Here is a 21,915-nt window from a genome sequence, read left to right on the forward strand (position 1 = left end):
CAGATCGAGGACCCGAACATGCTGCGTCTGGCAGTACCCAACAAGGGCTCGCTCAGCGAGGCGGCCCAGAACATGCTCAAGGAGGCCGGCTACCGGCCCCGCAGGGACAGCAAGGAGCTCGTCGTCGTCGACGAGGCCAACGGCTGCGAGCTGTTCTTCCTGCGACCCCGCGACATCGCCGTCTACGTCGGCGAAGGCACGCTCGACGTCGGCATCACCGGCCGTGACATGCTGGTCGACTCCGGCGCGCCGGTCGAGGAGATCATGCCGCTCGGCTTCGGCGGCTCCACCTTCCGCCTGGCCGCCGCGGCCGGCACGATGACCTCGGCCGAAGACCTCAACGGCCGCCGCATCGCCACCTCCTACGCGGGCCTGCTCGACAAATACCTCTCCGACCAGGGCGTCGACGCCCGCGTGATCAAGCTCGACGGCGCCGTCGAGACCGCCATCCGGCTCGGCGTGGCCGACGCGGTGGCCGACGTCGTGGAGACCGGCACCACGCTGCGCAACGTCGGCCTGGAGGTGTTCGGCGAGCCGATCATGCGCTCGGAGGCGGTGCTGATCAAGCAGCAGAGCGTGCCCGACACGCCCGCCGTCGAGCAGCTCGTCCGCCGTTTCCAGGGCGTCGTGCACGCCCGCGACTTCGTGATGATGGACTACGACATCCGGGTCGAGCGCATCGAGGAGGCCATCGCGCTCACGCCCGGCATGGAGGGCCCCACGGTCTCCCCGCTGCACCGCGAGGGCTGGGTGGCCGTGCGCGTCATGGTCCGCCGCCAGGGCCACCAGCGGGTGATGGACCAGCTCTGGGACATCGGCGCGCGGGCGATCCTGGTCACCGACATCTACGCCTGCCGCGTGTGACGTCCGGCTCCGGCGTTGGCCTGACAAATGTCACGGCCAACGCCGGAGGTAACGCACTAACCGCCCGGAAAATGCGGCCATAGCGTTCTTTCCATGAACGCCATCGTGTTCGACCACGTCAGCAAGCACTACGGGGACGTGCTCGCCGTCGACGACCTCTCCCTCGCCATCGAGCCGGGGAAGACCGTGGCCCTGCTCGGCCCCAACGGCGCCGGCAAGTCCACCTCCATCAACCTCCTGCTCGGCCTGCTCAAGCCCACCGCGGGCACGGTCGCCGTGCACGGCCGCACCCCCGACGAGGCCGTCAGGGCCGGACAGATGGGCGCCATGCTGCAGAACGGCGCGCTCATCCCCGAGCTGTCCGTCAAAGAGCTCATCGACCTGGTACGCCGCCTCTACCCCAACCCCCTCGCCCTGGACGAGATCCTCAAGCTGGCCGACCTGACCGAGCTGGCGGGCCGGCGGGCGAACAAGCTGTCCGGCGGCCAGTCGCAGCGCGTCAGGTTCGCCCTGGCCATCGCGGGGGCGCCCAGGATCCTGCTGCTCGACGAGCCGACCGCGGCCATGGACGTGGAATCGAGACTGCGCTTCTGGGCCGGCATGCACGACTACGCCTCCGGCGGCAGGACCGTGCTGTTCGCCACCCACTACCTGGAGGAGGCCGACGAGCACTCCGACCGGGTGATCGTCATCGCCAGGGGCCGGCTGGCCGCCGACGGCACCGCCGCCGAGATCAAGGCCGGGGCCGGCGGCCACACCGTCAGCTTCGCCCTCGACGAGCAGCCCGCGGCCGGGCTCGACCGGCTGCCCGGGGTGACCGCCGTGGAGGTCGCCGGCGGCGTCGCCACCCTGCACACCTCCGACACCGACGCCACCCTCGCCGCGCTCTACCGGGGCACCACCCTCGACGTACGCGAGCTGAAGCTCTCCAGCGCCGACCTCGAATCCGCCTTCCTCGCCCTCACCAGGGAGTCCTGATGCTCCACTACGCCCGGACCGAGGCCCTGAGGATGCTGCGCAACCGGCGCTACCTGATCTTCGTGGTCGCCTTCCCCGTCCTGCTCTACCTCATCAACGCCAACATCTACGGCAACCAGACCGATGCGGGCGGCGTGAAGTACAGCGTCATCCTGATGGTGTCGATGGCCGCCTACGGGGCGCTGGCCTCGTCCTTGATGAGCTCGGCCGTGCCGTGGGCCACCGAGCGGCAGTCCGGCTGGCTGCGCCAGCTCCAGATCACCCCGCTGCCGAGCTGGGCCATCATCGTGACCAAGCTCGCCGCCACCATGGTGCTCGTACTGCCCTCGCTGGTGCTGGTGAGCCTGGCCGCCGTGGTGCAGCAGCACGTGTCGCTGTCGCTCGGCACGTGGGCGGAGCTGCTGCTCGCGCTCTGGCTCGGCGTGCTGCCGTTCGTCGCGCTGGGCCTGGCCATCGGGTCCGTGCTCTCGGCCGACGCCGCCCAGCCGGCCGCGATGATCTGCATGTTCGCGCTGGCGATCGCCGGCGGGCTGTGGTTCCCGCCCGAGGTGCTCGGCGACACCCTGCGCACGGTCGCGGACATCACTCCGTCGTTCCACTACGCCAGGCTGGGCCAGAGCCTCGTCGCCGGCCACGGACTGCCCATGACGGACGTGCTGGTCGTCGCCGGATGGGGGATCGTGCTCGGGGCCGCTGCCGTCTTCCTCTACCGGCGGGCTACCGTACGCTCATGAGCTTCGCCGAGAGGATCACCTTCGGGGACGCGGACGGTAAGCCGTCGCGCAAGCGGCGGCTCATCGGCATCTCCGTGGGCCTGGTCTACCTGGTCTTCCCCATCAGCGACATCGTGGGAGGCACCCTGACGGGGGCCCGGGCGGTGTGGGCGGGGCTGCTGCTCTTCACCTTCGTCTCGTCCTTCCTCGCGACGGTGCTGGTCAACAAGGGCATCTTCGATCACAGCCGCCTGACCTATCCGCTGCTCCTGGTGACCAGCGTGCTCGGCGTGGTGGGCGCCATCACCTTCGGGGGCTCCTGGCTGAGCCTGCCGGTCTACACCGTCGTGCTGTACGGGTTCGCGCTGCCGCCCTTGTGGGCCGTCGTGGCCGTGCTCGCCCAGCTGGCCGTCGTCGTCGGCGCCGGTCTCGTCAACCATGACGACGCCGGCACGATCATCGTCCTGGGCCTGCAGGTGCTGACGCTCGGCGTGCTGTTCATCAGCGTGCGCAACACCAGGGCGCTGACCGTCAAGCTGCGCCTGGCCCAGGACGAGGTGGCCCGGCTGGCGGCCACGGAGGAGCGGCTGCGCATCGCCCGCGACCTGCACGACCTGCTCGGGCACAGCCTGTCGCTGATCGTGCTCAAGAGCGAGCTGGCCGGACGGCTGTCCGAGGACTCGCCGCAGGTCAACAGGGAGATCGCCGACATCGAGACCGTCGCCAGGAAGGCCCTGACGGAGGTGCGGGAGGCTGTCACCGGCTACCGCCAGCGCAGCCTGCCCGAGGAGCTCGACAACGCCAGGACCGTGTTACGGGCGGCGGGCGTGGCGGCCGAGGTGCGGGTCTCGGGCACGCCGCTGCCCGAGCTGCTCGACGGGCTGTTCGGCTGGTCCGTACGCGAGGGCGTCACCAACGTCGTGCGCCACGCGCGGGCCACCCGGTGTGAGATCAAGGTGACGTTCGACGGCGGACACGCCACCCTGGAGATCATGGACAACGGAACGGGCGGCGACGGGCCGTACGAGATGGGCAGCGGGCTGAGCGGGCTCAACGAGCGGGTGGCCGGCGCGGGCGGCACGGTGGAGGCGGGCCCCGCGCGGGGCGGCGGCCACCGGCTGCGGGTGCTGGTGCCGGCCGGCAAGGAGGCGTGCGCGTGATCCGCGTGATGCTGGCGGAGGACCAGGGCATGATCCGCGGCGCGCTGGCGTCCCTGCTGGGCCTGGAGCCCGACATCGAGGTGGCCGGCGAGGCCGCCGACGGGGAGGAGGCGGTCGCGGTCGCCGCCAAGGTCCGGCCCGACATCGCGCTGCTCGACATCGAGATGCCCGGCATGGACGGGCTCGCGGCCTGCGCGAGCATCACGCGGCAGGTGCCCGGGTGCCGGGTGATGATCCTGACCACGTTCGGGCGGCCCGGCTACCTGCGCACCGCCATGGAGGCGGGGGCCTCGGCGTTCCTGGTGAAGGACAGCCCGGCCAGGGAACTGGCGGCGGCCATCCGGCGGGTGCACTCGGGGGAGCGGGTGATCGACCCCGGGCTCGCCGCGGCGGCCCTCAGCGCCGGGCCGAACCCGCTGTCGGCGCGGGAGCGGGACGTGCTGGAGGCGGCGGTCGACGGCTCCACGATCGGCGACATCGCCGGCAAACTGCACCTGTCGGAGGGGACCGTGCGCAACTACCTGTCCTCGGCCATCCAGAAGACGCACGCCCGCAACCGCATCGAGGCGGTGCAGCGCGCCAAGGCCCAGGGCTGGCTCTGATCACCTGCGTTTGATCATTTGAGCCCGGCCACCGCCTTGACCGCCTGGTCCACCTGCTCGGGGGTGGTCACGATGCTGGTGCCGAACCGCAGCAGCGGCGGGTCGTACGGCGTCACGCTCGCGATCACCTTGCTCGCGTGCAGCCGGTCGACGGCCTCCAGCGGCGCCATCCCCTCGATCGAGCAGCACACGAGGCCCGCCGACAGCTCGGGCGCCCGCGGCGTGGCCAGCGTGACGTGCGGGATGCCGGCCAGGCCGTCCTTGAGCCTGGCGGCCAGCTCCTGGGTGCGCCGCTGCACCCGGTCCTTGCCGATCGCCGTCATGAACCCGAACGCCTGCGGCATCGCCCACCGGTGCTCGAACGCCTTGTAACCGCCCGGCGTGACCAGCTCCGCCGTGCTCGCCCCCGGAGATCCGCCGCCCTGCCACGCCTGGAACGACGCTCCGCTGAAGCTGGCGATGATCGGGGAGAGCGCGTCCCAGGCCCTGCCCCACACGATGCCGGTGCCGCGCGGCCCGAACAGCCACTTGTGCGTGCCGCTGGCCAGGAAGTCGCAGCCCAGGTCGCCGGGGCCGTCGGCCATCGCGCCGAACCCGTGCACGCCGTCCACGCACAGCAGCGCCCTGTCGTGCTCGTCGCGGCCCTTGTTCGCCTCGGCGAGCATGTCGGCGATGGCGCGGACGGGCACGCGCACGCCGGTGCTCGAATGCACCCAGGTGACCGCGACCACCCTGGTACGCGGGCCGAGGCCGGCCTTGACCGCCTCCACCATCCGGCCGGCGTCGGCGCGGGCCGGGTCGTCGTACAGCCTGACCTTGCGCACCTTCGCGCCCGTGCGCTCGGCCAGCAGCCGCAGCCCCTCGTGGGTGGCGAGGAAGTCGTGTTCGGTGGTCACCACGTCCTGGCCGGGGCGCAGCCTGAGGCCGGAGTAGAGCAGGGCGAGGCCCATGGTGGTGCTGTCGGTCAGCGCGACCTCCTCCGCCCTGGCGCCCAGATAGCGGGCCGCGGCCTCGCGTACCGCCTGGTCGGGTGACCGCGCGCCGGGCGGCGTGTACTCGGGGTCGGCGTCCAGAGCGTCGCGATGTTTGGCGATCGTCTCGCGGACCGGGGCCGGGGCGGGCGCCAGCACGAATGCTGCGAACTGCCCGTACGCCGGGTCCAGCGCGAACTGGGCCCGCACGGACGCCCAGTCACCGGGGTCGAACTCAGGCTTCACCGGAGGTGTGGTCGTCGTGCACGCGGCCGCCACCCCGGCCAGCATCCCCGCCCCGAGCAGGGTTCTCCTGTCCACCCGCATGGCTACTTCCTATCCCGGCCGCGCGCCCGCGCCCAGGACCCCACGCGGGTCGTTTTCAGCTCCTGCTCACGGCCTCCACTCCGTCAAGGCGGGCTCGGCCGCTCCCGCCGCTCCTCAGTCCAGGCGGCGGCGCTCCCTCACCTGCTTATGGCCTCCGCTCCGCGGCGGCGGCTCGGTCGCCGGGGAGCCGCCGCCTTCCCTCGTCGCTCTGGTCGCTCCGCTTCCGCCGCTCCTCAGTCCAGGCGGCGGCGCTCCCTCACCTGATCGCGGTGACCTGCCTGATCAGGTCGGAGACGCGGACGATGCCGAGGCAGCGGTTCATCTCGTCGGTGACCACCAGGTCGTCATAGACGCGGGCCGCGTCCCGGCCCGCCGCCTGCATGGCCGCGATCGCCGGAGTCGTCCGCGGCACCGTGCGGGGCGGGTCGGCCAGCCGCTGCGCCGGCTTCGCGCCGTGCAGCGCGTGCCCGTACCGGGCCGCGAACGACAGCAGGAACCGGCTGCGGTCGAGGCTGCCCTTGGGCCGCTGGAACTCGTCCACCAGGATCACGCTGGTGATCGTCGGCTCCTGCCCGAACGCCTTCACCGCCTCCTCCGCCTTGGCCTCCGCGGGCAGCGTCACCGCCGGGATCAGCAGCTCCTGGACGCGCGGGCCGAGCATGGCCGAGGCCGGCTCGTCGGTGACGGGGAGCGGCACCCTTATCTTGCCGTCGGGGCCGGGGGCCAGCAGCGGGCCGTGCGCCAGCCGTACGCCGAGGCCGCGGGCCACCGCGACCTGCGGCTCGCGTTCGACGCCGGGCGCGAGCACGTGGGCGCCGATGCCGCGGGCCAGCGTCACCACCGACCGCGCCACCGCGGACGCGCGATGGTCCCCCGGGATGCGGGTGACCGTCTCAGGGTCGAGGGCCAGCAGGTACGGGCTCGCGTCGGCGACCAGGCCCAGGGCCGCCCCGCCGGTGCCGACGTCGGCGAAGCCGAGCAGGTAGCCGATCGTGCGCAGGCCGTCGATCCCGACCTTGAGCAGCGGCCGGTCCTGTTCCTGGCACGGTCCAGTGAGCAGCAGGATCGCCTCGCGCGGATGCCTGCCCGCCCTTCGGAGCGCCTCGTGCAAGGGCGCCAGGGCACCCGCGCCAGCCAGGACGACCCTGATGGGCAGCTCCAGCACCATGGGCAGGGGAGCCGCCCTGAGGGTGCCCGCGGAGTCGACGACGGCCGGGTGGGCGATTACTGCCCCGGTGTCGAGATCCACCATGGGGCTGGTGAGCAGGGAGGACACGTACAGATCGTGGTGGAGCCCGGGGCGCGGTTGAAGGCCCAACCAGCAGAATTTACCGACATTTCGTTTTCCCTCCGGGGAGCGGCGGCTTGGCCGCGGGGAATGACATTCGGTTAGCCTTCGGGGCATGGGCGCGCGTCCGGCGAGGGGTGGCGGCCGGTGGGTCACGGTGCCGCCGGAGCGCCTGCATCCGTGGATCGACGGGTTCGCGGGGCGTCACGGGCCCTTCACGGCGACCGGCGACGAGCGGGTCGTGCGGCTGCTCGCCGATGACGGGGCATTGGCCGAGCTGCACGTACCGTTCCCGCCCATGACGCCGCCGGGGCCGCCGCACGTCACCCGGCTCGTCTCCCATGCCCGGGCCGCGCGGCAGGTGGGGGTGTTCCTGGTGCGGCTCGGGGGCTACGCGGCGGGGGTCTTCTCCGGGGCGTCGCTGGTGGCGTCCAAGGTGGGGTCGCGGCTGGTGCAGGGGCGCACGGCGGCGGGCGGGTGGTCGCAGCAGCGCTTCGCCCGGCGGCGGCGCAACCAGGCGGCGCAGGCGTACGACGACGCGGTGGAGACGGCGGTACGGGTGCTGACGCCGTACCTGGGGGAGTTGGACGGGGTGGTGCTGGGCGGGGACCGCCGGGCCATGGATGCCCTGCGCGCCGACCGGCGGCTCGCGCCCCTGCTGGCGCTGGAGACCGAGCCGTTCCTGGTGGTGCCCGACCCCCGGCTGGCGGTGCTCCGGGACACCCCGGCGTCCTTCCGCGCCACCCGCATCCGCATCATCGACCCACCCTGACCCCACGTCCGGGCCCCACACCCCGCGCTCCACTCCCACACCTCGCGTCTCGGGTCGCGCCTCGCGTCTGGCGTGGCTGCGCGGCTGCGTCCTGCGTTTTGCGCTTGCGAACGTGCCCTGGGCGCGGGCTTCGGGGCGCGGGCTGAGTGGTGTGCGCCGGTCGGCTTGCGCCGGGATCGTGGGTGGGCCGGCCTTCGGTGTGCTCCTGTGCCGGGCTCGGGCCGAGGGGGCGATGCGAGGACGTCGGCGCGTTCGTGGCATCCCTTAACGTGGCCTCGTGACCGGTTTGAGAGTTTGAGACGATTCAAAAGAATCTTGAATGCCGCTATGATGCGAGAGTTCACGGTGGACCGCCATCGGCGGTTCAGCCGTTGTCCCTGCGCCCACGGCGTGCCGCGTCCAGCGGATCGCCGCAGGTAGCGGTAGTGCGCATCTACGGTGGACCGTTCACAGCGGCCCGTCGCAGACTGCGGATTGTGCACCTTCGGTGGGCCGCGTCCAGCGGACCACTGCCAAGTAGCGGATTATGCATTTCAAGCAGCACGGCCTCGTGAGGATCGATGGCGACCAGGAACATCAAGGAGGTCGCGCAGCTGGCGCGCGTCTCGGTGGGCACGGTGAGCAATGTGCTCAACCGCCCGGAGATCGTGTCCCCCGCCACACGCGAACGCGTCTTCGAAGCGATCAAGAAACTGGGCTTCGTCCGCAATGAGGTGGCCCGCCACCTGCGGGTGGGCCGTAGCCGCACGGTCGGCCTCGTCGTGCTCGACGTCTCCAACCCGTTCTTCGTGGACGTGGCCCAGGGCGCCGAGTCGGTGGCCGACGACCACGATTCGATGGTGGTGCTCTGCAACAGCGCCGGCGACCCCGGCCGCGAGCGCCGCCACCTCGACCAGCTCGAACAGCAGCGCGTCATGGGCATACTGATCACCCCGGTGGAGATGGAGAGCCCCTGGCTGGAGGAACTGGCCGCCCGGGGCACGCCCGTGGTGCTGGTCGACAGCCCCGCGACCGGCCTGCAGTGCTCGGTGGCGGTCGACGACCGGCTCGGCGGCCAGATCGCCGGCGCCCACCTGATCGAACGGGGGCACCGGCGGATCATGTTCGTGGGCGGGCCGACGTCCATAAGACAGGTGGCCGACCGGCACGCGGGCATCAGCAGCGCCGTCGCCGCGGCGGACGGCGCGGTCGAGCTGCTCACCTCCACGGCTCCCACGCTGACCGTGGCGGAGGGCCGGGCCGTCGGGGAGCGCGTCGCGGCGCTGCCCGCGGACGAGCGGCCGACGGCGGCGTTCTGTGCGAACGACATGATGGCGCTGGGCTTCTTACAGGCGATGGCCACGCACGGACTACGCGTGCCCGAGGATCTGGCCATCATCGGGTATGACGACATCGACTTCGCCGCGGCCGCCGCGGTGCCGCTCTCCTCGGTCCGGCAGCCCCGTGAGCTGCTCGGACGTACGGCGATCGACCTGCTGCTCGAGGAGGTCGCCGACCCGGAGCAGCATCGGCACCGGCAGGTCATCTTCCAGCCCGACCTGGTGATCCGGGAGTCGAGCGCGTTCGACCGGCGCGCCTGACGCCGCTCTCCACCAGGCCCGAGGCCCTGGGCCAGAGCCCCATGAACCGTTTCATCGCCGGCGGCCGCGCGCCCGCCGGCCTCGTTCGGCGTGCGCGCGTTCCTGGCGAGCCGAGCGACCCCTCGAAGGAGCCCCCTTGACCGAGCTCTACAGCAACCCCCTGGCCACCCCCGATGACCTGGCAGGATTCCGCCTGGAGGGGGACGGCGCCACCTCGTTCCCCCAGGGCCGCCTGCGCCTGGAGAGCCTCAGACCGCCCTCGGACGGCCAGGCCGCCAACCTGGTGCTGTGGTGTCCCGAGGAGTTCCCCGCCGACGTGCGGATCGAGTGGGACTTCTGGCCCGTACGAGAACCCGGCCTGGCCATCATGTTCTTCCATGCCCGCGGCAGGAACGGCGAGGACCTGTTCGACCCGGGCCTGGCCACCCGCACCGGGCCCTATGACCAGTACCACCATGGCGACATCGACGCCTACCACGTCTCGTATTTCCGCCGGATGTGGGCCTCGGAGCGCGCCCTGCACACCTGCAACCTGCGCAAGAGCCACGGCTTCCACCTGGTGGCGCAGGGTCCCGACCCGCTGCCCGCGGTGCTGGACGCCGAGGGCCCGTACGCGATGCGCCTCGAGGTCAAGGCCGGGACGATCACGTTCTCGGTCAACGATTTGGTCTCGTTCCGATGGGCGGACGACGGCTCGATCGGCGGTCCCGCCCTGGCAGGAGGCAAGGTCGGGTTCCGGCAGATGGCCCCGCTGATCGGAGAGTACGCAAATCTCCGGGTATCTCGTCATTGACTTTGAGTCGATTCAACACTAATTTCGCACCAACCGCCGTTCACTGGCTTGTAACGGGGCAGGAATCGCGGTGCAACAACCCCACCCCCGTATCCGTGCACATGCCACGAGAGGTGGTGCCGGATGAACCATCCCGCCATGTCTATCAGGCTTCAAGCTGCCTGCTCAGAGCTCATCTGGGTGGTCCAGCTGAACCTGATGTGGATCGTCTTCACGCTCGCTGGAGGCGTGATCGGCGGGCTCGGGCCCGCCACCGTCGCCGCGTACACGCTGGCTCGGCGGCGGACTCGTAATGAATCGTTTCACGCCTGGGCCGAATTCTGGACCGTCTACCGACGGGAGTTCGTCCGGGCCTCGCTGCTGGTCCTGCCCGTGGCGGCGCTGGCGACCGTCCTGGTCGGCAACTATCTTTACCTCTCCGCTCTCGGACCCAGCATGGGAGCGTTGCGGATCGCGACCTTCGTGGCGCTCATCGCACTGGCCGGTGTGGGGGCGTACGTGGGACCGCTGTATGCGCACTACGATCTGCCGCTACGGGCCTACTGGCCCAAGGCGGTGCAGCTAGCGCTCCTGCGCCCGGCCTCGTCCGTGCTGTTGCTGCTAGCGCTCTCAGCCATCGCCTACGCGACCTCGGCGGCGCCCATCCTCGCGCCGGTGATCAGCTTCGGCGCGTGGATCTATCTCAACACGTGGCTCTGCCAGCGCTTCTTCGCGGAGAACGAGGCGCGTCTGCATTCGAAAGGGAACTCATGAGCGCATCCCGTCGTCGCCGGCTTCTCGCCGGTGTGTTAACGCTCACGGCTGCACTCACCGCCTCGGCCTGCTCCGGCGGTGACGCGCCCGCCAGCGATCCAAACACGCTGACCATCATGACCAAGCTGTTCGGTGCCGCGCCCGACCCGAAGGGCGAGATGCAGCAGGCGGTCGAGAAGTTCCTCGGCAAGAAGCTCAAGATCACCTGGGTCCCCAACGCCGAGTACTCCGACAAGGTCAACGTCACGCTGGCTTCGGGCAACGTGCCGCAGCTCATGGTCGTGGACCCGCACGGCCCGGCGTTCGTCAAGGCCGCACAGGCCGGGGCGTTCTGGGACCTGACCGACAAGCTGGACAAGTACCCGAACCTGAAGCCGACGGACGAGCGCCGCCAGCTCAACGCCTCCGTCAACGGCAAGTCCTTCGCCATCCCCCGGTGGCGGCCCATGCTGCGTTCGGCGGTAATGCTCCGCAAGGACTGGCTGGAGAAGCTCGACCTGAAGCTGCCCGAGACCGTCGACGACCTCTACACCATCGCCAAGGCGTTCACCGAGAAGGACCCCGACGGCAACGGCAAGAAGGACACCTACGGCCTGATCATCCCGAAGTGGCCGGGCAAGTACGCCAGCGCCAGCCCCTACGACACGCTCGAGACCTGGTTCGGCGCCCCGAACGAGTGGGGCGAGCGCAACGGCAAGCTGGTCCCCGGCTTCGACACCCCCGAGTTCCTCGAGGCCAACAAGTTCCTGAAGAAGATGATCGACGAGGGCCTGGTCAACCCGGACTTCGCCAGCTACGACACGGCAAAGTGGGACGATCCGTTCTTCCAGGGCAAGGGCGGCATCATCATCGATGTGAACGTCCGCTCCAGGGCGCTGCTCGACAAGTTCAGGGACGACGGCGACAAGGACTACGGTGACAAGGTCGCCATGGTCGGCAACCTCAAGCGCGCCGACGGCAAGAAGTTCTCCCTGCCGTTCACCGGCTACAACGACGCCATCGCGATCTCCAAGCAGAACGTGCGGACCGAGCAGGACCTCGACAACGTCCTGAAGGTCCTGGACAAGCTGGGGACGAAGGAGGGCCAGGTCCTGGTCCAGAACGGCATCGAGGGGCGCAACTTCAAGGCCGAGGGCGACACCGCCGCGCTGATCAACGAGACCGACCCCGCGGTCAGAGTCGTCCAGGACAATGTCGACCAGGCCTTCACCCAGCTCGGCTTCAAGGGCGACACGACGTACGGCGGCCTCGCCTACGCGCGCACGCCGTCCGGCCAGCCGTACAAGGACATCATCAAGCTGGGCTACGACCTGATGAACGAGGACCTCAAGACGGCCGTGTTCAACCCGGCGCTGCCCGTGGTCTCACCCACGAAGGTCGCCAAGGGCGCGCAGCTCGACGACATCATCCCCGACGCCCGGATCAAGTACCTGTCCGGTGAGATGACCGAAGAGCAGCTGAAGGGCGAGATCAAGCGCTGGTACGACGCCGGCGGCACGCAGGTCGCCGCCGAGATCAACGACCTGGTCTCCAAGCTCGGCACCAACTGATCCGCCTGAGGGGCCCGGGCCGCGTGCCCGGGCCCCTCACGGCTAACAAGAAACCTGCTCGTCGGCCTGCCGCCCTACTGTCGTGCGTGGTCAAGACCATAGCGGCAGTCCACTTGGCAGGTTTCTCATTAGGAAAGGAGGCCGTTGTGGCCACCGACCTGGCGCCGCCTCCCGCGAGGGCGGCGAGCAAGCCCGGCCGACGCCGGAGGCCGGGATTGGGCGCGTCCCTCGCGCGCTATCGCTGGCTCTACCTGATGCTCCTTCCGGGCGTCGTCTACTTCGCGCTCTTCAAGTACCTGCCGATGTACGGCATCACCATCGCCTTCCAGGACTTCCTGCCGTTCCTCGGCTACTCCGGCAGCCCCTGGGTGGGCTTCCAGCACTTCCAGGACCTGTTCACCGGCCCGGACTTCGGCCGGCTGATGTTCAACACGCTGTTCCTGGCGCTCCTGACCGTGGTCTTCATCTTCCCCGCGCCGATCGTCGTCGCGCTGCTGCTGAACGAGCTGCGGATCAGCGTGCTCAAGCGTTCGGTCCAGTCGGTGATGTACATCCCGCACTTCCTGTCCTGGACGATCGTCGCGTCGCTGACGTATCTGCTGTTCTCCGCGGATTACGGGGTGCTCTCCGGATGGATCCGCGACATACTCGGCGACACCGCGAAGATCGACTACATAGCGCAGGAGGAGTGGTTCCGGCCGCTGATCATCCTGCAGCAGCTGTGGAAGCTGACCGGCTGGGGCACGATCATCTACCTGGCCGCGCTGGCCGGTGTGGACCCGCAGCTGTACGAGGCGGCCCGCATGGACGGCGCCAGCCGCTTCCGCCAGCTCTGGCACGTCACGCTGCCCGCGATCCGCCCCACGATCGTCGTCATGGCCATCCTCACCTCGGGCAACCTGCTCGACACGGGCTTCGAGCAGATCTGGCTCATGACCACCTCGCTGAACCGCTCCGTGGCCGACGTGTTCGACACCTACGTCTACTACACCGGCATCACCCAGGGCGCCATCAGCTACTCCACCGCTGTCGGCGTGTTCAAGGGCGTCGTCGGCTGCATCCTGATCTTCGGCTCCAACTGGCTGGCCAAGCGCCTCGGCCAGCGTGGACTGCTCTAAGGGGCCCTTGATATGAACAGCATCAAGCACAAGAAGCTGAACACCGAGTACAGCACCGTGGGCAGCCGGGTGTTCGACGTGATCAACGTCGCCGTGCTCGTCGGCCTGGCGCTGGTCACGGTGCTGCCGCTGCTGTACGTGCTGGCGGGGTCCTTCGCGAGCGAGTCGGAGATCGCCGCGCGGCCGTTCTTCCTGTGGCCGGAGAAGTTCGTCACGGACACGTACACGTTCATCTTCTCCACCCCCACCTTCGTCCGCGCGCTGCTCACGACCATCGTCGTGACGGCCGTCGGCACGGTGGTGCAGCTGGTGCTGACGTTCTCCATGGCGTATCCGCTGGCCAAGCGGTACCTGCCGGGCCGGACGCTGGTGCTCAACCTGGTGATCTTCACGCTGGTCTTCTCCGGCGGCATGATCCCCACCTACCTGGTGGTGCGCGACATGGGGCTGCTGGACAGCTACTGGGCGCTGATCCTGCCGCTGGCGATCAATCCGTTCTATCTGATCATCGTGAAGAGCTTCTTCCAGGAGCTGCCGCAGGCGCTGGAGGAGGCGGCGCGCATCGACGGCTGCAACGAGATGGGCGTCTTCTTCAAGATCGTTCTGCCGCTGTCGAAGCCGATCATCGCGACCTTCGCGCTGTTCTACGCGGTGGCCATCTGGAACGACTACATGTCGCCGCTGCTGTACATCAGCGACCCCAGCAAGTGGACGCTGCAGATCCTGGTGCGCCAGCTGACCAGCGCCGACCAGGCCGACGCGCTGGCGAACATGGACAGGACGTTCGTGCCGCCGGAGCAGGGCCTGAAGTTCGCGGTCGTGGTGATCGCGACGCTGCCGATCCTGTTCTTCTACCCGTTCCTGCAGAAGCACTTCACCAAGGGCGTCCTGATCGGGGGCGTCAAGGAGTGAGCCGCGCCATCCTCCTGGCCGGTGACTCGACGGTCGCCTCGTGTCCGGCCTGGGAGGCGCCCATGTCCGGGTGGGGAGCGCAGCTCGGCGCGTACGCGGGCGAGCCCGTGCGCAACTTCGCCAAGGGCGGCGCCACCACGGCCGGCCACCGGGCCGAAGGGCTGTGGGCGGCGCTGCTGCGCGAGATCGCGCCAGGAGACGTGGTCGTGATCCAGTTCGGGCACAACGACCAGAAGGATCCCGCGATCCCGTACCAGGACAACCTGCGCGCCTTCGTCGAGGAGGCGCGCGGGGCTGGGGCGTCGGCGGTTCTGTGCACGCCGGTGCAGCGGCGCAGGTTCGACGGGGACCGGCTGGTGCCCACGCACGGCGACTACCCCGACCGGGTGCGGGCGCTGGCCGCCGCCGAGGGCGTGCCGCTGATCGACCTGACCGCCGCCACGACCGAGCTGTACGAGCGGCTCGGCCCCGACGGCTCCAAGGCCCTGTTCACGCACTTCCCGCCGGGGGAGCATCCGCTCTACCCCGACGGGGTGGCCGACGACACCCACTTCAGCTTCCGCGGCGCCGACGAGGTGGCCGCGATCGTCGCCGAGCGACTGAAGGAGATTACGTGAGCGAGCGTAGCGAGTGAACAATCAGACACAGCACCTTGGTCACGAGGCCGACGAAGGAGGCCTCGTGACCGCACTGCGCTGGCTGGACCGACCGGGGGAGCAGGGGGTGACCTGGGGAGTTCCGTGGCCGCGCGGCGCGGTCGAGCAGGATGCGCCGTTCGCGCTGGCCGACCCGGAGGGCCGCGAGGTGCCCGTGCAGAGCTGGGTGACCGCCACCTGGCCCGACGGCTCGGTCAAGTGGTCGGCCCACGCGATCGGCGCGCGGCCCGCGGCGCTGTCGTACCGGATCGAGACGGGACGCGAGCCCGCCGCGGCGGCCACGCCCGTCACCGTCGCCCGCCAGGACGGCGTGCTGACCGTGAGCACCGGCGCGGTCACCTGGACGATCGAGGAGTCCGGCGGCACGCTGGCCCGCACGATCTCGCGCGGGAGCCGCGAGATCGCCAGGGACGTGCGCCTGGTCAGCCTCCGCCAGAGCGAGCCCACGCCGGACGACGGCGGCCCGGTGGCCCGTACGCAGACCACGGGGCAGGTCGAGACGGTCACGGTCGAGCAGGACGGGCCCCTGCGCGCGGTCGTCCGGCTGGAGGGCCGGCACGGCGACTGGCTGCCGTTCACGGTGCGCCTGTACTTCCACGCGGGCGCCGAGCAGGTGCGCGTCATGCACACGTTCGTCTGGGACGGCGACCCCGAGCGCGACTTCCTGGCCGGGCTCGGGCTGCGCGCCGACGTGGTCATGCGGGACGAGCCGCACGACCGGCACGTGCGCCTGGCCGGCAGCGGCGGCTTCCTCACCGAGGCCGTGCGCGGGCTGACCGGCCTGCGCCGCGACCCCGGCGAGTCCGTACGGCGGGCGCAGGTCGAGGGCCGCCCGGTCGGGGAGATCGCCCCCGAGGTCGCCAACCGGTTGCACCTCATCCCCACCTGGAACGACTACACCCTCGACCAGGGCTCCGCCGACGGCTTCACCCTGCGCAAGCGCACCGCCGAGGGCCACTCCTGGGTGACGATCCCCTCCGGCACCCGCTCGGCCGGCTACGGCTACGTCGGCGGTGCCGGCGGCGGCCTCGGCTTCGGGCTGCGCGACTTCTGGCGGCTGCACCCCACCCGCCTCGACGTCAGGAACGCGGCCACCGACCTGGCCACCGTGACCGTCTGGCTGTGGTCGCCGTCCGCGCCCGCCATGGACCTGCGCTTCTACCACGACGGCATGGGCCAGGACACCTTCGCCGAGCAGCTCGAGGGCCTGGAGATCACCTACGAGGACTACGAGCCCGGCTTCGGCGACGCCCACGGCGTGGCGCGCACGCACGAGCTGACCCTGCGCGCCTATGAGGCCACGCCGTCCGCGCAGGACCTGTCCCGGCACGCGACCGCGATGAACCAGCCGGGGCTGCTGGCCGTGTCGCCCGAGCGGATGCGCGAGGCGGGCGTCTTCGGCGTCTGGGAGCTGCCCGACCGCTCCACGCCCGCCCACGCCGAGATCGAGGACCGGCTGGACTTCCTGTTCGACCTGTACGTGCGCGAGCGCGAGCAGCGCAGGTGGTACGGGTTCTGGGACTACGGCGACGTCATGCACACCTACGACCCCGACCGCCACACCTGGCGCTACGACGTGGGCGGCTACGCCTGGGACAACTCCGAGCTCTCGCCCGACCTGTGGCTGTGGCTGCAGTATCTGCGCACGGGCCGGCCGGACGTCTTCCGCTTCGCCGAGTCGATGACCCGCCACACCGGCGAGGTCGACGTCTACCACGCGGGCCGTTGGAAGGGCCTGGGCAGCAGGCACAACGTGCAGCACTGGGGGTGCAGCTGCAAGCAGCTGCGCATCTCCAACGCCGCCTACCGCCGCTTCTACTACTACCTGACCGCCGACGAGCGCACGGGCGACCTGATGGACGAGCTGAGCGTCCCCGAGGAGACGTTCACCGTCATCGATCCCCAGCGCAAGGTGCGCGAGGACGTCTACACGCCGGACCCGTCGGCGCTGTCGGTCGGCCTCGGCACCGACTGGGGATCGCTCGCGGCCGCGTGGCTGACCCGGTGGGAGCGCTACGGCGACGAGCGGGCCAGAGACCGGTTGCTGGGCACGATGGCCGACATCGGCGCGCTGCCGAACGGCTTCCTGACCGGCGAGGCCCGGCTGGACCTGGCGACCGGGCGGTTCGACGTCTCCCGGGACAAGATCTCCGTCTCGCACCTGTCGTCGCTGTTCGGGCTGCCGGAGATGTGCGCGGAGCTGATCGCGCTCGACCTGGACGTGCCCGGGTTCGAGCAGGCGTGGCTGCAGTACTGCCGCCTCTATCTCGCGCCGCCCGAGCAGCAGGAGGCGGAGGTGGGGGAGCGGCTGAGCGGGATCTCGCTGATCCAGGCGCACAGCAGGCTCACCGCGTACGCGGCCGGCCGCACGGGCGACGCCGGCCTGGCCGCGTGGGCGTGGCGCAAGTTCGCCCTGGACGAGGGGGACCAGCTCAACAGCAACCCGATGCAGCGGGAGAAGGACTGGCGTCTGACCGTGGTGGACGGGCCGCACGTGCTGTCCCCGGTGCACGAGGCGGCCTTCGTCAGCACCAACGGCGCCGCCCAGTACGGCCTGGCCGCCATTCACAACCTCGCCCTGATCGGAGCGCACCTGAAGGAGTCGTAACCGCACCGTATGACGTACGGTACGCTGTACGGAACCCCGGAAATGTCGGGACGGCACTGTACGCTGTCCCGGCTTTCCCCTTATGGCAACAGATCCAGACGATGGAAGGGTTCCGTGGTTTCCAGCCAGGCCAGCGCCGTTCACCGCGACCACACCGCCGCCGACAGCCACGACCTCATCCAGGTCCGCGGCGCGCGTGAGAACAACCTCAAGGGCGTCTCCCTCGACCTGCCCAAGCGCCGCCTCACCGTCTTCACCGGGGTGTCCGGCTCCGGCAAGTCGTCTCTCGTCTTCGACACGATCGCCGCGGAGTCGCGCCGGCTGATCGACGAGACGTACACCTCGTTCATCCAGTCGTTCATGCCGAGCCTGGCCCGCCCCGACGTGGACGCGCTGCACAACCTGAGCGCGGCCATCATCGTGGACCAGGAGCGCATGGGCGCCAACGCCCGCTCCACCGTGGGCACGGCCACCGACGCGCACACGATGCTGCGGATCATGTTCAGCCGCATCGGCGAGCCCCACGTCGGCGGGGCCGGCGCCTTCAGCTTCAACCTGGCCGAGGGCATGTGCCCCGAGTGCGAGGGGCTGGGCAAGGCGTCCACCATCGACGTCGACGCCCTGGTCGACCGCGAGCTGTCGCTCAACGACGGGGCGATCAAGGTCCCCGGTTTCCCGGTGGACAGCTGGCAGTGGCAGGTCATCGCCGGGTCCGGGCTGTTCGATCCGGCCGTCAAGCTGAAGGACTTCACTCCCGAGCAGTGGGAGGACTTCCTGCACAAGCCCCCCACCAAGCTCAAGTACGGCTCCAACAACTTCACCTACGAGGGCCTGGCCAGCAAGGTCAGGCGGACCTTGCTGGGCAAGGACCGGGAGTCGATGCAGCCCTCGGCGCGGGCGTTCGCCGACCGGGCGCTCAAGCTCACCGTCTGCCCGTCCTGCGACGGCTCCCGGCTGAACGAGGCCGCCCGGTCCGCCCGGATCGCCGGCCGCAACATCGCCGAGTGCGCGGCCATGCAGATCAACGACCTGGCCGACTTCGTCCGCGGCATCGGCAATCCCGCCGTCGGCCCGGTGCTGGACGGGCTGCGCTCGACGCTGGAGTCCCTCGTCGAGATCGGCCTCGGCTACCTGAGCCTCGACCGCGAGTCGTCCACGCTGTCCGGCGGCGAGGCGCAGCGGGTCAAGATGGTGCGCCACCTCAACTCGAGCCTGACCGACGTCACCTACGTCTTCGACGAGCCCACGGCCGGGCTGCACCCGCACGACATCCAGCGCATGAACAACCTGCTGCTGCAGCTGCGCGACAAGGGCAACACGGTGCTGGTCGTCGAGCACAAGCCGGAGACGATCGAGATCGCCGACCACGTGGTGGACCTCGGCCCCGGCGCGGGCACGGCGGGCGGGAGCCTGTGCTACGACGGCGACCTGGACGGGCTGCGCGCCTCCGGCACGCTGACCGGCCGCTACCTCGACCACCGGGTGCGCCTGCGCGACGACGTCCGCAAGCCGGCCGGCCACCTGCCGATCACGGGCGCCACGCTGCACAACCTCAAGGACGTGAGCGTGGAGGTGCCGCTCGGCGTGCTGACCGTGGTCACCGGCGTGGCCGGCTCGGGCAAGAGCTCCCTCATCCACGGGTACATCGCCGGGCGCGAGGGGGTGGTGGTGGCCGACCAGTCGCCGATCCGCGGCTCGCGCCGGAGCAACCCGGCCACCTACACGGGCCTGCTCGACCCGATCCGCACCGCGTTCGCCAAGGCCAACGGCGTCAAGCCCGGCCTGTTCAGCGCCAACTCCGAGGGCGCCTGCCCGGCCTGCAAGGGCATCGGCCTGATCTACACCGACCTGGCCATGATGGCCGGCGTGGCGTCGGTGTGCGAGGAGTGCGAGGGCAGGCGGTTCACGCCGCAGGTGCTGACGTACACGCTGCGCGGCAAGAACATCGGCGAGGTGCTCGACATGCCGGTGGCCGAGGCTCGCGACTTCCTGACCGAGCGGCAGGCCCGCACGATCCTCGACCGCCTGGTGGCCGTCGGCCTCGGCTACGTGGGCCTGGGCCAGCCGCTCACCACGCTGTCGGGCGGCGAGCGGCAGCGGCTCAAGCTGGCCATCAACATGGCCAAGAACGGCACCACGTACGTGCTGGACGAGCCCACCACGGGCCTGCACCTGGCGGACGTGGACCAGCTCCTGGCCCTGCTCGACCGCCTGGTGGACGACGGCAACACGGTCATCGTGATCGAGCACCACCAGGCCGTCATGGCGCACGCCGACTGGATCATCGACCTCGGTCCCGGGGCCGGTCACGACGGCGGCCAGATCGTCTTCACCGGCACCCCCGGCGAGCTGGTCGCCGACGGCACCTCGCTCACCGCAATCCACCTGCGGGACTACGTGACCAGGTCCTGACCGTTCCCCGCTCCCGGAGCCCGCCGAGGCCGGCTGTGCAGACTCAGACGGCCAGGCGGGCCAGGACGCGGGCGAACTCCGGCGGCGGCGCCACCACGAGCCTGGTCTGCCCCTCCTGGGTGACGATGTCGGCCCTGATGTGCGTCAGCCGCCCCTCGTGCCACCAGTACACCTGCGAGCTCAGCCCGTCCGTACGCGCCGCGTGCACCCGCAGCCGCTCGATGGCGCGTACGACGCCGATCCCGTCCACCGGGTGCACGAGCAGCGTGTACGGGTCGGGCAGCGCCACGAGCACCCCGTCGGAGGGCACGGGGAGGTAGTCGTCCAGCCACCGCAGATGCGTGGCCGCCGCCGGGGTCATGGCGGTCAGCCGCGTCACCGGCGTGCCGGACAGCAGGATCGTCTCCACCTCCAGCCGCTCCTCGCGGCGGACGTTGGCGACGGCCAGGTCCAGCGCCTTCGCGGCGGCCACGGGCCAGCACCCGGCCTGCTCCGGCCGCACGGGGCGCGGGCCCGCGAAGAGCAGCTCCACCAGGTCGGTGTTGAGGTGGCGGCCCACCACGCGGGTCAGGTCGGGCACCGCGTCCACGGCGTCCACGCGGGTGCGCAGCAGCGGGCGGGCCTGCTCCAGGTCGCACACGTCCAGCCGCTCGCCCGCGGTGGCCACGGCGTGCGCGAGGTGCTCGGATACCAGCATGGGCCAGTCCTCCCTGGCCCGGCGGCCCGCCTCGCGGCGCAGCCCGGTGAGCCTGACGACCAGCTCCATGTCGCCCCTGAGCGTCACGGAGCCGCCGTCCTTGGCGAACTCGAAGGAGTATCCGAGGGATTCCGCGACGAGCGAGAGCAGCGAGTCGAGGTCGACGTCCTCGACCGGCCGGCGCGAGGGCCGGCGGTCACGCTTGAACAAGCTCACGCGCCGTGTCCCCTTCTGTCGGATTCGTCCCTCCTACCTTGCCTGTCCCTCATCACTGACGATGCCCGCTAGCGAGCACGATTCGGTATCGATAACCCCAAGTCTCCCCAGCCACACAGTCATCTGGGGCGACCCGTGTCCCACCGCGAGCCCCGCCAGGACAGGCACTCCGAGCCTCCCGAGCCGGTCTTCGAGCACCGGGTACGGATCCCCGCAGTCGACCCACGAGCCGAGCGCGATCCCGCGCACCCCGTCGAACGCCCCCGCCTGCAGGAGCTGGGTGAGCATGCGGTCGATCCGGTACGGCTCCTCCCCGATGTCCTCCAGGAAGGCGAGCCTGCCCGCGAACGACGGCTGCCACCGGGTCCCGCACATCGAGGCCAGCAGCGACAGGTTGCCCCCGGCCAGCACGCCCTCGGCCCGCCCCGGCACCAGCGCCCGCTCGCCCCGGACGGGCCGGGCCGTGCCGAACAGCGCCGCCTGCAGGCTCTCCCACGTGCTCGGCTCGGGCCCGTTCTCGCCGGCCAGCAGGTCGCAGGCCGCCATCGGCCCGTGCAACGTGGGCACGCCCAGCTCGATGGCGAACGCGTTGTGCAGCGCCGTGATGTCGCTCGACCCCAGCAGGACCTTGGGGCCGGCCGCCCGCATGGCGTTCCAGTCGAGCAGGTCGAGGAGCCGGCCGGCGCCGTACCCGCCCCGGCAGCAGAACACCGCGGAGACGGCCGGGTCGCACCAGGCGGACTGCAGGTCGGCGGCCCGGGCGGCGTCGTCGCCCGCCAGGTAGTCGAGCGGCTGACGGTCGAGCGCGTGCGCGCCCACCAGCACCTTCAGCCCGAGGCCCTCCAGTCGTTCCACGCCCCGCCTGAGCAGCACCGCGTTGGGCGGCCCCGACGGCGAGACGACCGCGACGGTGTCACCAGGTCGCATGGATCAACTCCTCGTTTG

The 21,915-nt window shown here is 70.6% G+C and carries 19 protein-coding genes; 15 read left to right on the forward strand and 4 right to left on the reverse strand.

Annotated features, from left to right (window positions below; all coding sequences use genetic code 11):
• The first annotated feature begins 18 nt into the window (after positions 1-18).
• From hisG to ACIBI9_RS25450, 5 genes are all read left to right on the forward strand, one after another.
• Positions 19-864, forward strand: coding sequence for an ATP phosphoribosyltransferase (gene hisG / locus ACIBI9_RS25430; RefSeq protein WP_397224891.1), 846 nt, complete (start codon positions 19-21; stop codon positions 862-864).
• A gap of 93 nt (positions 865-957) precedes the next feature.
• A complete protein-coding gene (locus ACIBI9_RS25435; protein ID WP_397224894.1) occupies positions 958-1,842 on the forward strand; it encodes an ABC transporter ATP-binding protein in 885 nt (294 codons plus the stop codon).
• The gene (locus tag ACIBI9_RS25440; RefSeq protein WP_397224896.1) at positions 1,842-2,576 is read left to right on the forward strand and encodes an ABC transporter permease; all 735 of its coding nucleotides are present in this window, start codon (positions 1,842-1,844) and stop codon (positions 2,574-2,576) included. Before ACIBI9_RS25435 ends, ACIBI9_RS25440 begins: the two co-directional genes overlap by 1 nt.
• Positions 2,573-3,715 (forward strand): sensor histidine kinase, encoded by a 1,143-nt coding sequence (locus ACIBI9_RS25445; protein ID WP_397224898.1) that lies wholly within the window; start codon positions 2,573-2,575, stop codon positions 3,713-3,715. The genes ACIBI9_RS25440 and ACIBI9_RS25445 overlap by 4 nt, the downstream gene beginning before the upstream one ends.
• Positions 3,712-4,317, forward strand: a complete 606-nt coding sequence (locus ACIBI9_RS25450; protein WP_397224900.1) for a response regulator — start codon at positions 3,712-3,714, stop codon at positions 4,315-4,317. Before ACIBI9_RS25445 ends, ACIBI9_RS25450 begins: the two co-directional genes overlap by 4 nt.
• A gap of 14 nt (positions 4,318-4,331) precedes the next feature.
• On the opposite strand, the gene ACIBI9_RS25455 is transcribed toward ACIBI9_RS25450, so the two are convergent.
• Together ACIBI9_RS25455 and ACIBI9_RS25460 are read right to left on the reverse strand one after the other, a co-directional pair.
• Complete coding sequence (locus ACIBI9_RS25455) at positions 4,332-5,609, reverse strand: aminotransferase class V-fold PLP-dependent enzyme (RefSeq protein ID WP_397224902.1); 1,278 nt, start codon at positions 5,607-5,609, stop codon at positions 4,332-4,334.
• 262 nt (positions 5,610-5,871) lie between these two features.
• Complete coding sequence (locus ACIBI9_RS25460) at positions 5,872-6,933, reverse strand: EAL domain-containing protein (RefSeq protein WP_397224904.1); 1,062 nt, start codon at positions 6,931-6,933, stop codon at positions 5,872-5,874.
• Positions 6,934-7,018: 85 nt separating this feature from the next.
• Between ACIBI9_RS25460 and ACIBI9_RS25465 the strand changes: the two genes are divergently transcribed.
• The 10 genes from ACIBI9_RS25465 (at position 7,019) to ACIBI9_RS25510 (ending at position 20,057) form a co-directional block, all read left to right on the forward strand.
• The gene (locus ACIBI9_RS25465; protein ID WP_397224906.1) at positions 7,019-7,675 is read left to right on the forward strand and encodes an acVLRF1 family peptidyl-tRNA hydrolase; all 657 of its coding nucleotides are present in this window, start codon (positions 7,019-7,021) and stop codon (positions 7,673-7,675) included.
• Positions 7,676-8,235: 560 nt separating this feature from the next.
• On the forward strand, positions 8,236-9,255 hold the full coding sequence (locus ACIBI9_RS25470; RefSeq protein WP_397224908.1) for a LacI family DNA-binding transcriptional regulator: 1,020 nt from the start codon (positions 8,236-8,238) through the stop codon (positions 9,253-9,255).
• A 136-nt stretch (positions 9,256-9,391) separates the two neighbouring features.
• Entirely contained in the window at positions 9,392-10,048 is a 657-nt protein-coding gene (locus ACIBI9_RS25475; protein ID WP_397224910.1) for a DUF1961 family protein, read from the forward strand.
• 123 nt (positions 10,049-10,171) lie between these two features.
• Positions 10,172-10,801 (forward strand): YesL family protein, encoded by a 630-nt coding sequence (locus tag ACIBI9_RS25480; RefSeq protein ID WP_397224912.1) that lies wholly within the window; start codon positions 10,172-10,174, stop codon positions 10,799-10,801.
• 116 nt (positions 10,802-10,917) lie between these two features.
• Positions 10,918-12,351, forward strand: a complete 1,434-nt coding sequence (locus ACIBI9_RS25485) for an extracellular solute-binding protein (RefSeq protein ID WP_397224914.1) — start codon at positions 10,918-10,920, stop codon at positions 12,349-12,351.
• A 146-nt stretch (positions 12,352-12,497) separates the two neighbouring features.
• Positions 12,498-13,469: an ABC transporter permease gene (locus tag ACIBI9_RS25490; RefSeq protein WP_397224916.1), complete on the forward strand. Its 972-nt coding sequence runs from the start codon at positions 12,498-12,500 to the stop codon at positions 13,467-13,469.
• A 12-nt stretch (positions 13,470-13,481) separates the two neighbouring features.
• The gene (locus ACIBI9_RS25495) at positions 13,482-14,381 is read left to right on the forward strand and encodes a carbohydrate ABC transporter permease (protein WP_397224918.1); all 900 of its coding nucleotides are present in this window, start codon (positions 13,482-13,484) and stop codon (positions 14,379-14,381) included.
• A complete protein-coding gene (locus tag ACIBI9_RS25500) occupies positions 14,378-14,998 on the forward strand; it encodes a rhamnogalacturonan acetylesterase (RefSeq protein WP_397224920.1) in 621 nt (206 codons plus the stop codon). The genes ACIBI9_RS25495 and ACIBI9_RS25500 overlap by 4 nt, the downstream gene beginning before the upstream one ends.
• Before the next feature lie 64 nt (positions 14,999-15,062).
• Positions 15,063-17,645: a Tat pathway signal sequence domain protein gene (locus tag ACIBI9_RS25505; protein WP_397224922.1), complete on the forward strand. Its 2,583-nt coding sequence runs from the start codon at positions 15,063-15,065 to the stop codon at positions 17,643-17,645.
• A 114-nt stretch (positions 17,646-17,759) separates the two neighbouring features.
• Complete coding sequence (locus ACIBI9_RS25510) at positions 17,760-20,057, forward strand: ATP-binding cassette domain-containing protein (RefSeq protein ID WP_397224923.1); 2,298 nt, start codon at positions 17,760-17,762, stop codon at positions 20,055-20,057.
• Positions 20,058-20,100: 43 nt separating this feature from the next.
• Here ACIBI9_RS25510 and ACIBI9_RS25515 read toward each other — a convergent pair whose 3' ends face one another.
• On the reverse strand, positions 20,101-20,970 hold the full coding sequence (locus ACIBI9_RS25515) for a hypothetical protein (RefSeq protein WP_397224925.1): 870 nt from the start codon (positions 20,968-20,970) through the stop codon (positions 20,101-20,103).
• Between the two features lie 33 nt (positions 20,971-21,003).
• On the reverse strand, positions 21,004-21,897 hold the full coding sequence (locus tag ACIBI9_RS25520; RefSeq protein WP_397224927.1) for an LD-carboxypeptidase: 894 nt from the start codon (positions 21,895-21,897) through the stop codon (positions 21,004-21,006).
• Positions 21,898-21,915: the final 18 nt, after the last annotated feature.

The sequence above is a fragment of the Nonomuraea sp. NPDC050451 genome (genome assembly GCF_044458585.1).